We start from the raw sequence: 11,621 nt of genomic DNA, 5'->3' as shown, positions 1-11,621 counted from the left end.
GGGGGGCGTCCTCTCTTTGAAAAGGGTGCAACCTACTCGTTCCATCAACGATCTAGTCGTTATGTAATTGGTTACATGAGTAATGTTTCAACGTAATTATAGTGTTTTTTTCTAATCCATGTCAACTTTGAGTTCGAATCAAAATAATACGTTGGATGATCACTTTTAACACCGCTAGCACAGGCACAGCCAAGATCATCCCGATCACCCCAGCAATCGCCTCACCAGCCAATAAGGCAAAAATAATTGTGAGTGGGTGAAGATGAAGTGTTTTCCCCATAATATTTGGCGAAATAATATTTCCTTCAATAATTTGAATCGCTAAGTTAATTCCTAGAACCAATAGAGCTTGTTTTGTGGAAATGGTAAGAGCAATCAACAACGCCGGCACAGCCCCAATCAACGGTCCAATAAAAGGAATGATGTTGGTTAAGGCCACAAAGCAAGCTAGTACAAATGGATAAGGCATTTTAATTGCCCAATATCCAATATAGATAAGCATACCTACTATTAGGGAGACAACCATTTGTCCGTGAATATATTTGCCCAATGAATCATTTATATCTCGCATCGCTACTTGCGTTTGGCGGCGAAACTTGCGTGGCACCCACAAAATAAGCCCTCGATGGATTTGTTTCATATCTTTTAATAAATAAAAAGCAATAAAAGGGATGACCGCATAGCCTAACACCTTTCCAAGTGTTTTCTTAGCACCATCAACAAAGGAGGAGATATCATGCGTCATTTTTTCCTGCGATTGAATAATAGCTCGATCTACGCCATGCTGAATGCTATCTGGCAAAAAGTATTTATGAGCCTCCCACTCTTGTATCCATGTTTCATACCAGGTCGTTAATCGAGGCAGATCGTCGGATAGTTCTACCATCTGCTTGGTAAAAATGGGAATGGCATTCATCACGGCAACGACGACTAGTAGCACAAACCCCATATAAATCAGAAGTAAAGCAGCCAAACGCGGAACCTTCCTTTTTTCTAGGCTAGCCACGATCGGATGAAGCAGATAGGCAATGATAAGACCAGCAAGAAATGGAAGGGTCACTTCTTCAATCCAAAAATAAAGAGGCTTCAACGCAGGTCGAAGCAGCACGAAAAGATTTGCTATGATGAGCAGTAAGATAATAGACACAGCGATATGATAAAAACGATAGCGTTTTTGTTGCGGTGTTGGTTGTTTTGTCAGTTGTTCCATTGCATTTCCCCCATATGTAAAAAACTCCTTTTGGTAGGATGCTCTAAAAAGGGAGGAAAGATGCGGAAAAGCTGGTGATTTGGAAGCAAAAAAAAGCAACCTGCTCCACCAAGGGAAACAGGCTGCTTGTAATCCATTTTTCCCACCAGTAAAAAGGTTACCCGTCACTTATTGTTGTTACATTCCAATTTGAATGAAGACTAGCGTGCAAACGAACGCTTCAAAAACCGACCAAACCTCTGAATATCTCGCTGTGAAAATTGCATTTTTCCCCAACCACTAAAGTATTTTTGACTCCGTTTAGACTTCATCAGGTACCCAATAGCAGCTACGATTCCACTCATGATCAAAGTTCGAAAAATTCCGCGTCTCATATAGCAGCCTCCTTCAGATTCTCATGGGGTCAAATTGAAGTGTCATGCTTGTGCTCTAAGTTCTTGGTCGTCTAAAAACAAGTCATTCAATGATTCCAAAGAACCGTCTTCTTCCACTTGATAAATAGAAGAAATCTGATCTCCAGACATACTCATCTCAACATAGCAATTCCAGCAGTAGTACTGATTCGTTCCAATTTTACCAATATCTTTTGATGAACAATTGGGGCAAGTCATCATGTATCATAACCTCCTAAACGCTAATGCGCCTTAAATCCGGTGTGCAAGGGGATGATAAGGTGGTCGTTTCCGATTGATACAGGCGCTGTCGCAGTAATCCGCTTGCGTCCCTCGGTAATATCGGCAATCCATCCGTCCGATAATTCGTACCCTACCATTCTTTCCCAGTCGACTGAAAAATAAACATCTTCCACTTTTCCTAGCCAAGCACCGGTCTCTGTTATTGCTTGTTTTCCTTTTAATGCATGTTCACCTGTAAATAGGCAGAACAATTGATTTGTATCTAGATGGCGCATTGAGGTCACAACATGCTTGTCCTCTACTGTGATGAAATCGTCCCCGATTGTACCGATATGGTTGGAATGAATGTAGCTTCCCTGCTGGAACCAGCCTGCTTCTTGCAAAACCAGACCAATGACTTGCAAGTGAAGATCACAGAGGATATCTCGGACAATCCCAATTTCTTCGCCGCTGTTCATGGCCAAAACTGGCAAGCCTACTGCGTCCAATGCTCTCTTCATGGGCATCTCCTCCCGTTATGTTAGTATTGCGGTTGAGATGACCTTGTATCCTGCCTAAACTGTTCCACCTATACCAAACCTTCCTTTATCCATACAACCGAAGTCGATCTTGTAAGTAGCTATAACGAATTCCTTCTTCATCGTTTTGCACCGCAATGCGAAAAGCATCTGGATCACCACACATTAGCAAAAATGACTTACTACGTGTTACACCCGTGTAGATTAATTTTCTGCGTAACATTCGGTAATAGTTACGTACTAAAGGTAAAATCACAATCGGAAATTCACTACCCTGTGATTTATGCACAGAGCAACAGTACGCCAAAGTTAGTTGATGGTATTGTGAACGACGGTATACAACCTCACGTCCTTCAAAGGAAACCACCAGTTGCTCTTCATTCTCCTCATTTTCTGTAGGACGAAAGATAGCAACAACTTCTCCCATATCTCCGTTAAAGACTTGTTCGTCTGCATTATTTACCAATTGGAGTACTTTGTCTTTTACCCGAAAAACAGTTTCGCCAAACGTTACCTCCCGTTTTTGTTCCGAAGGCGGGTTAAACAGTAGCTGTAACTCTTCATTGATGTGGTTAACGCCAGCTACTCCTTTATAAACTGGAGCAAGCACCTGTATATCTTTTGCTGTATATCCTTTATTTACGGAACTGGAGCAGATTTGTTTCACAACATCAACAACATTTTGTGGCGAAGTTGTGAAAAATCGTCGATCTTGGGTTGGAGCAAGCAAATCTTGTGGTACTTTTCCCACCCGAATATCATGGGCTAGCCGAATAATGGAAGATTCTTCTGCCTGTCGATAAATGTCTGTCAGTTGGACAACCGGGATCATATTTGACTCCAACATATCAAACAGAACATTACCCGGACCAACAGAAGGCAATTGATCAGGGTCTCCTACCATCACCACATGAATATCCTTTGGGAGGCAACGGAATAACTGATTGGCTAGCCATACATCCACCATGGACATTTCATCAATAATAATCATTTTGCCGCGAACCGGATTATCGTTGTCGTGCTCGAAGCTCTCTCCTTTCCAACCAAGAAGACGATGGATCGTCATAGCCGGTAATCCTGTCGTCTCAGACATACGCTTGGCCGCTCTACCGGTAGGAGCTACCAATAAAATAGGAAATGGATTATCGTGTGTGTCATATTTCTTCATGTCCAAACTAATTCCCTGCAAATTGGCAAAAACATGGCAAATTCCTCGAATTACTGTTGTTTTCCCCGTTCCTGGTCCCCCAGTCAACAGCATTAGACCGGAATCCATTGCCTTCTCTACTGCTTCTCGTTGTTTAGAAGCATAGCTAATACCCAATTCTTCCTCTACTTTTCCAATTGCTTGGTAAAATTCAGAAGCAGGATAGCTATCCGAATCCTCTCTTGAAGCAAAATAATGAAGCCGTTTCGCTAAACCAATCTCTGCAAAGAATAAGGACGGAAGATAAACACGCTCTTCTTCCCAATGGACTTTGTTTTCCATTACCAATTGTTCAATAGATCTTTGGACATCTTCCGCTTCAAAAACATGCCCACCGCATTCTGTTAATAGCTGAATGGCCCGTCCAATCAATTCCTCATGCGGGAAATAAACATGCCCCTCGCTATAACCTGCCTCTTGCAAAACATACAGACACGCCGCCATCACTCGTTCCGGTGAAGAAGCAGCAATGCCTGTCGAGAGGGCAATATCATCTGCACGTTTAAAGCCAATGCCCTGTACATCTTCAATTAGCTTATACGGGGTTTCTGTTAAGACTGTCATCGTATTATGTTTGTACGCTTGATAAATTCGCAAAGCTACATGCACACCAATCCCAAACTCGTATAAGAAGACCATGGTACGTTCCAGTGATTGATGCTCCATTACCGAATCATAGATCTGCTTGGCTCGTTTGGGAGAGATACCTGGAATAGCTGCTAGATCATCAGGGTTTTCAGCAATAATGGTTAGTGCGTCGACGCCTAGATGTTCTACTATTCGCTTAGCCAACTTCTTACCGATTCTACTAAAAAGCCCACTTGCTAAATATTTTTCCACACCTGATTTCGTCTTTGGTGTTTCACGCTCGTACCGTTCTGCCACATACTGCTTCCCGTATTTAGGATGATCTTTCCACTCTCCATAAAACGTATACGTCTCATCTTCGTGGGGGCGCGGAAAATGCCCCACCACAATGACATCCTTATCTTTTATCGGTTCCGTTGTTTCTTCTACTTTAAAACGAATGATGGCATACCAGTTCTCTTCGTTATAAAAAATTTCGTGTTTTACTTGTCCTCGAATGTAGGTCTCACGAAACAACGGGAGGGCCTGTTGTTGCACGGTAGTACGCCTCCTTTTCTAGTAGAAAACTTAAACTTTGCCAAAGCTTCTGGAGCCAGCAAAGAAGTTGTACATTTTTACAGATAAGAATTATTTCCTGCTAGTTAACATCATCGTAAAAAAAATTCCACTATCCGATGTGATAGTGGATGTGTGTTGCTTTATTGTACTTTGATTAAAAGGGTTTTGACAACTTGATTCGAACAAGCGTTCCAAACCTTTCACAACTAGCTACGCTAATGTCAAACAGCTTATTCATTTATTCCTTATTTCACCAAACGTTTTACAATCTGCACGATCTTTTGAGCTGCTGTTGTAACTTCTTCTTTTGTGTTGGTCATGCCAAAACTAAAACGGATCGCTGTATCTGAGCGCTCTTTGGACAAATGCATAGCTGTCAGCACATGAGAAACTTCCAATGACCCTGATGTACATGCAGAACCACTAGCAGCTGCAATACCTGCCAAATCTAAATTAAACAACATCGTCTCTGTATTTATATCCAGAAAACTGACATTTAGGATATGAGGCAAAAATTGCTCGTCATGACCATTTACTTCAAATGCAATACCCGATTCGCTAAATACATGTAACATTGCTTCGCGCATATCCAGATATTTTTTACGACGTTCTTCACGGTCAGAGCGCATGAGTTCGATTGCCTGAGCAAATCCAACAATTCCAGCTAGATTTTCTGTACCGGCACGTCGCTTACGCTCTTGTGCCCCCCCGTGTAAGTATGGAGTAATTGTAATTTTACGTCCCATACACAAGACCCCAATCCCTTTTGGTCCATTGATTTTATGGGCAGATAGAGAAATCAAATCTACTGGCAGCTCGTTTGCCTTGATGCGCAATAATCCAAAAGCTTGTACACAATCTGAGTGGAACAAAATACCTTGTTCCTGCAAAAAGCTACCGATCTCTTGGATAGGCTGTATTGTTCCTACCTCATTGTTCCCATACATAATGGAGACTAAAATGGTATCAGGACGAATAGCTTCTTTTACATCATCTAGGCTGACCATACCCGTTTCATCCACCGGTAAATAGGTCACTTCAAACCCCATTCGTTCCAGATGCTCACAAGCATGTAATACCGCATGATGCTCGATTTGGGTTGTAATGATATGCTTGCCCTTTTGTTCATTGGCAAGCGCTCCACCGATCAACGCCATATTATCTGCTTCTGTACCGCCACTAGTAAAAATAATTTGTCCGGGGTCAGCTCCTAGAAAATCTGCAATCGTTTCCCGTGCTTTTTCCATTGCTTTTCGTGCTTCACGACCAAACCCATGAATGCTGGATGGGTTTCCATAAATCTCCGCGAAATAAGGCTGCATGGCCAATACCACTTGTGGATGAACAGGGGTCGTTGCTGCATTATCCAAATATACATATGAGTTCATGTTCTAATCCCCTACTTTGTAATCTAACAAACTTAAATGTAGAACATATAATTATCAGTGCGCCCGTCATCTTGATAGTTGATGAGGTCTCGCAACGTAGTGGAGTCAATTACAGAAGTAATACTATCGCGAATACGCAACCATAAATAACGTTTGGCAGGATCCTCTTCTTCCGCAAATTCCACAGGACTAATTGGTCCTTCTAGCACACGCAGAATATCTCCCGAGGTAATATCGTCAGGCGATTTGGATAGCACATAGCCACCATAAGCCCCACGTATGCTTTTTACCAACCCTGCATTACGAAGTGGAGCAATTAACTGCTCTAAATAATGCTCAGACAACTCATGTCGTTGAGCAATACTTTTCAATGAAATAGGACCGTCCCCATGACGGGTGGCAAGCTCCATCATAATGGTTAAGCCGTAGCGTCCTTTAGTCGAAATTTTCAACGTTAACAACTCTCCTCTATGTTTCACTGTACGTCTTTTGACAAACTTCCCTGATATTGTAGCACATGAGTCTCTTGCTTTTGGTCAAAATATCGTCAGGGAGGTGAGCTTACATGGCAACCAACAAGCGTTCCGAACGTGGCCGAAATCATCCATCTGACGTTCTTTACGAAGTACCAGCAGGAACCTTTGCTCACAAAGCAAGATATGGTGCAAACGAAAACAGCAAGCAACCGAATGAGAACGGAGATTTACCGAATAAACCGGGCGGAAATGTACGGACGTAAAAGCCACACTAATGAATCGGTCGTCTTTCTCTTTGCTTTACCAAGCTTTGTACTTTCCCGTCAGTTCTCTTCTTGTATTTTCTTATGGAAAAATTATTCGTTACTTACCTTCTCGCATGCCATTACTTCGACCCCTCTTATCAGAGGGTCGAAGTTCTTTTTTATCCAATAACAAACAAGAAAAATAACCAGTACGCTCTAGTTGTCTCTGTTAAAAATAAATATAAACTTTTCCTAAAAGAATGTAAAGGGATCGGAATAATAGGGGTTAGCTACGAGATGCTTGGCGTTTTTGAATTTCTGATTCATACCCGATCTGCTTAGGATGATAAAACCGCTCCTCCACACCTTCTGGTAAATATCGCTGTTTCACATAGCCTTCGGGGTAATCATGCGGATATAAGTAGCCCTCTCCGTGACCTAATGTAGCAGCCCCTTTATAATGTCGATCACGCAGGTGGACAGGCACGGGCTTATGTCCTTCTTTTTGCACATAAGTTAATGCCTGATTAATACCCATATAAGCAGCGTTACTTTTCGGAGCGGTCGCAAGATACGTGGTGGCTTGCCCTAAGGAAATGCGTCCCTCTGGCATGCCTATTAATTCTAAGGCTTGAAAGCAAGATACAGCAACCGAGAGTGCTTGCGGATCAGCATTACCGATATCCTCTGAGGCAGAGATAATTAAGCGACGCGCTATAAATCGTGGGTCTTCACCTGCATCAATCATCCGAGCGAGCCAGTACAAAGCGCCATCTGGATCAGAGCCTCGAATGGACTTGATAAATGCAGAGATGGTGTCGTAATGATTATCTCCACTTTTATCGTAGCGAACAGCTCTACGCTGGATTGATTCAACTGCCACGTCCAGCGTAATGACGATCTCTCCTGTTTCATTTAATGGTGTCGTCGTTGCAGCTAATTCTAGTGCATTTAATAACCGACGAGCGTCCCCTTCTGCATAGTGAATCAAATGCTCTCTCGCTTCTGGTTTGATTTGAACTCGTAATTCTCCTAGTCCATCCAGCTCATCGGCTAAGGCTCTGTCAATAACTTGCCCTAAATCCTCATTTGTCAGGGATTGTAAGGAAAAAATTTGTGAACGTGACAGCAAGGCTGCATTTACTTCAAAAAAGGGATTCTCCGTTGTGGCACCAATCAAAATGACCGTACCCTCTTCTACATAAGGCAGGAGTGCATCCTGTTGAGATTTATTAAAACGATGAATCTCGTCTATAAACAACGTCGTGCGTTGGCTATTCATGACCAACCGATCTTTCGCTTCTTCTACGATCCGGCGAATGTCAGCTACCCCTGCGGTGACCGCATTTAGCTCACTGAAATGCGATTTGGTTGTACGTGCTATTACTTTTGCTAATGTGGTTTTTCCCGTGCCCGGAGGTCCGTAGAAAATTAGAGAGGAGATTTGATCCGCTTCTATAGCTCTACGAAGCAAAGAGCCTTTGGCTAATATATGTTGTTGCCCAACAACCTCATCTAGGTTCTTTGGTCTCATTCGTGCCGCAAGCGGCTTAGTACGCCCTTTTGAATCTTCCTGCTCATGGGCGAAAGAAAATAAATCCATCCTTGTCATCCCCCAACTAGGCTTCTTTACCTATTTGCATCTATAATCTGTCTTTTGTTACCATAGCCATAGATGTAATCATACCCTGTTCATCATACTTAGAAAAGCAAGATACTGCTTGGACGATTTACCAATAGAACTTTGTCATGATCCCAAATCATACACATTGTGTATAGATCACAATTGATCGTAGCCATTCTACTTAGACTTCCTTTCCGTAAAGAAAGTAGCGCAGAAAAGCCTTTAGGCCTCTGCGCTATCCATTCCATCAATTCAAAATAATTACTACTATAAATTAAAACCTATTTTAGCCTTTTTTTGGTACCCAACCAACCAAATCTTGCACAACCACACTAGCTAAAATCAATCCTGCCACAGATGGCACAAATGCGTTGCTTGCTGGTGGTTGCTTCACTTTTCTAATAGGAGAATCTGGATTTTGAACAATTTGTTCTCGTACATCCGCACGAATTGTTACAGGAATCTCTTTGGAATATACTACTTTGACACCTTTATAAATGCGATGCTTCTTTAGCTCACGACGAATTACTTTTGCAATAGGGTCATAGCTGGTTTTAGAGATATCCTCCACTTGAAAACGAGTCGGGTCCATCTTGTTAGCTGCCCCCATGCTCGCGATGATCGGGATGTTGCGTTTCTTTGCTTCTAGAATGACGTGAATTTTAGCAGACACTGTATCCATAGCATCCACAATGTAATCTATCTTGTGCTCGAACAAACGAGGAGCTGTTTCCTCGTCATAGAACATCTGGAGTGTCACAACTTCGCACTCTGGATTAATGGAGTGGATACGCTCTTTCATTAGTTCGGTTTTTTGCTGTCCGACCGTGTGTAAAGTAGCATGAATCTGTCTATTAATGTTTGTGATATCAACATCATCTTTATCAATCAAGATCAACTTTCCTACACCAGTACGTGCTAGAGCTTCTACTGTAAAAGAACCTACGCCGCCTACACCAAGTACAGCAACGGTACTGTTTCTCATTTTCTCCAAGCCTTCTGGACCAAATGCCAGTTCACAACGCGAGAATTGATGCAACATTTCACTAACAACCTTTCTTACATTCATCTATTTTTTGATAAGTAACATTCCATCCATAGTTACAGTTTTGTTTATGTCCTTATTATATGACCTAGTAATCTTCTCAGATTTATACTTTTTATACGATCATAAAAATGGTGACATTCCGATTATACCCACGAATAGGCTTATATTCAATTCCTATTATTTCACTAGGACTCTAAGTAGTTTGTAATGAGGCATATGCTATCATATTGAACCCGACAAGGCAAACAAAACAGGTCCAACCAAGAGGCGCTTTGCCTTGGTTGGACCCATTGTACACGTAAACTTACTTGCTCTCTACTTCTTCTTTTTTCTCTTCTTCAATGGTAGCAATAAACAACTGCTTTAACTGGTTCTCGTCTACTTCACTTGGAGCATTAACCATTAGGTCACTTGCGCTCGCTGTTTTCGGGAAAGCAATTACTTCGCGCAAATTCGTCCGTCCAGCAAGCAACATCACCAAACGGTCTAAACCTAGAGCGATACCGCCGTGTGGAGGTGTGCCATATTCAAAAGCATCCATCAAGAAGCCAAATTGCTCTTTCGCTTCTTCTTGACTAAAACCAAGCGCCGTGAACATTTTCTCTTGTACATCGCGTTTGTAGATACGCATAGACCCGCCACCTAATTCATAACCGTTTAGAACCAAGTCATATGCTTGAGCGCGAATAGCACCTGGATCTGTTTCAAACAAATGAAGGTCTTCGTCTTTTGGACGAGTGAACGGGTGATGTAGAGCTACATAACGTTTTGCTTCCTCATCCCACTCTACTAATGGGAAATCGACTACCCATAAGAAGGCATATTTACTTTGATCGATTAGGCCTAATTCAGCACCTAGCTTGCTACGTAGCGCACCTAGAGAATCTGCTACTACTTTTGGTTTGTCAGCTACGAACAACAATAGATCGCCTTCCTCTACCTGCAAGCGTTCTTTAATTGCTGCTACTTCTTCTTCAGAGAAGAACTTAGCGATTGGCCCTTTTACTTCGCCATCTTTAAATGCAATCCATGCAAGACCTTTAGCTCCATAACGTGAAGCGAATTTACCTAGATCGTCAACATCTTTACGTGAATAGTGACCGCAACCTTTTGCATTAATAGCTTTTACTTGTCCGCCAGTCTCTACTGTACTTGCAAATACTTTAAAGCCACTTTCTTTTACAAGATCAGATACGTTGGTCAATTCCATACCAAAACGAACGTCCGGCTTGTCGGAACCATAGCGATCCATCGCCTCTGCATACGTTACACGTGGGAATGATGTCCCTACATCTGTACCAACCGTTTGTTTAAATACATGCTGAACCATTTCTTCCATCATTGGCAACAACTCTTCCATTGGCAAGAAGGAAGTCTCAATGTCGATTTGCGTGAATTCTGGCTGACGGTCAGCACGTAAGTCTTCGTCACGGAAACAACGCACAATTTGATAGTAACGCTCGAATCCAGAAACCATTAGCAGCTGTTTAAAAATCTGCGGGGATTGTGGCAATGCATAGAATTCACCTGGGTGTACACGGGATGGTACAAGATAATCACGCGCTCCCTCTGGAGTACTTTTCGTAAGCATTGGCGTTTCAATATCTAGGAACCCTTTTTGATCCAAGAAATCACGGAACGCTTTTGTCGCTTTTGAACGCAAGTAGAATGCTTTTTGCATCTCTGGACGACGAAGATCAAGATAGCGATATTTTAGACGAATCTGTTCGTCTACATCAATTTCGTCTTCAATCAAGAACGGAGGGGTTTTTGCATCGTTTAAGATGGTGATCTCCGTTGCTAGCATTTCATATTCACCTGTTTTGATTTTCGGGTTAACTGCTTCTGGTCCACGATGTACCAATTTACCTTTTACAGATAGTACGTACTCACTACGCACGCGATCAGCTTTTTCCCATGCCTCTTTATTTACTTCTGGGTTAAATACAACCTGGCAAATTCCTGTACGGTCACGCAAATCGATAAAGATAACTCCACCAAGGTCACGACGTTTTTGAACCCAACCATTTAAAATAATCTCTTGTTCTACATGTTCTTTGGTAACTTCGCCACAATAGACACTGCGCACATCAAATTTCATAGATGGTCCCTCCAATTTTATTT

General features: G+C 42.2%; 9 protein-coding genes. All 9 read right to left on the bottom strand.

Features of this window, described 5'->3' with window-relative positions:
- Positions 1 to 121: 121 nt before the first annotated feature.
- Complete coding sequence (locus tag EEL30_13000; protein ID QDX93144.1) at positions 122 to 1,210, bottom strand: AI-2E family transporter; 1,089 nt, start codon at positions 1,208 to 1,210, stop codon at positions 122 to 124.
- A gap of 416 nt (positions 1,211 to 1,626) precedes the next feature.
- Positions 1,627 to 1,824: a hypothetical protein gene (locus EEL30_12995; protein QDX93143.1), complete on the bottom strand. Its 198-nt coding sequence runs from the start codon at positions 1,822 to 1,824 to the stop codon at positions 1,627 to 1,629.
- Between the two features lie 20 nt (positions 1,825 to 1,844).
- The gene (locus EEL30_12990) at positions 1,845 to 2,345 is read right to left on the bottom strand and encodes a photosystem reaction center subunit H (protein QDX93142.1); all 501 of its coding nucleotides are present in this window, start codon (positions 2,343 to 2,345) and stop codon (positions 1,845 to 1,847) included.
- An 85-nt stretch (positions 2,346 to 2,430) separates the two neighbouring features.
- The gene (locus EEL30_12985; GenBank protein QDX93141.1) at positions 2,431 to 4,695 is read right to left on the bottom strand and encodes an ATP-dependent RecD-like DNA helicase; all 2,265 of its coding nucleotides are present in this window, start codon (positions 4,693 to 4,695) and stop codon (positions 2,431 to 2,433) included.
- A gap of 266 nt (positions 4,696 to 4,961) precedes the next feature.
- Positions 4,962 to 6,104, bottom strand: coding sequence for a cysteine desulfurase (locus EEL30_12980; GenBank protein ID QDX93140.1), 1,143 nt, complete (start codon positions 6,102 to 6,104; stop codon positions 4,962 to 4,964).
- A 32-nt stretch (positions 6,105 to 6,136) separates the two neighbouring features.
- Positions 6,137 to 6,556, bottom strand: coding sequence for an Rrf2 family transcriptional regulator (locus tag EEL30_12975; protein QDX93139.1), 420 nt, complete (start codon positions 6,554 to 6,556; stop codon positions 6,137 to 6,139).
- A 555-nt stretch (positions 6,557 to 7,111) separates the two neighbouring features.
- Positions 7,112 to 8,428 carry an AAA family ATPase gene (locus EEL30_12970; GenBank protein ID QDX93138.1) on the bottom strand — a complete coding sequence of 439 codons (1,317 nt, stop codon included), beginning with the start codon at positions 8,426 to 8,428 and terminating at the stop codon, positions 7,112 to 7,114.
- A 307-nt stretch (positions 8,429 to 8,735) separates the two neighbouring features.
- Positions 8,736 to 9,491 carry a tRNA threonylcarbamoyladenosine dehydratase gene (locus EEL30_12965; protein ID QDX93137.1) on the bottom strand — a complete coding sequence of 252 codons (756 nt, stop codon included), beginning with the start codon at positions 9,489 to 9,491 and terminating at the stop codon, positions 8,736 to 8,738.
- 310 nt (positions 9,492 to 9,801) lie between these two features.
- Complete coding sequence (gene aspS / locus EEL30_12960; protein ID QDX93136.1) at positions 9,802 to 11,598, bottom strand: aspartate--tRNA ligase; 1,797 nt, start codon at positions 11,596 to 11,598, stop codon at positions 9,802 to 9,804.
- Positions 11,599 to 11,621: the final 23 nt, after the last annotated feature.

The sequence above is a fragment of the Brevibacillus laterosporus genome (assembly GCA_007833815.1).
GTDB lineage: Bacteria > Bacillota > Bacilli > Brevibacillales > Brevibacillaceae > Brevibacillus_B > Brevibacillus_B laterosporus_D.
This window is presented reverse-complemented; position numbering and strand designations above follow the sequence as displayed.

Bases quoted from the DNA above. Each gene is read 5' to 3' on its own strand.
- EEL30_12965 (QDX93137.1), bottom strand. From the start codon at position 9,491: ATGTTGCATCAATTCTCGCGTTGTGAACTGGCATTTGGTCCAGAAGGC.
- EEL30_12990 (QDX93142.1), bottom strand. From the start codon at position 2,345: ATGAAGAGAGCATTGGACGCAGTAGGCTTGCCAGTTTTGGCCATGAAC.
- aspS (QDX93136.1), bottom strand. From the start codon at position 11,598: ATGAAATTTGATGTGCGCAGTGTCTATTGTGGCGAAGTTACCAAAGAA.
- EEL30_13000 (QDX93144.1), bottom strand. From the start codon at position 1,210: ATGGAACAACTGACAAAACAACCAACACCGCAACAAAAACGCTATCGT.
- EEL30_12995 (QDX93143.1), bottom strand. From the start codon at position 1,824: ATGATGACTTGCCCCAATTGTTCATCAAAAGATATTGGTAAAATTGGA.
- EEL30_12970 (QDX93138.1), bottom strand. From the start codon at position 8,428: ATGGATTTATTTTCTTTCGCCCATGAGCAGGAAGATTCAAAAGGGCGT.
- EEL30_12980 (QDX93140.1), bottom strand. From the start codon at position 6,104: ATGAACTCATATGTATATTTGGATAATGCAGCAACGACCCCTGTTCAT.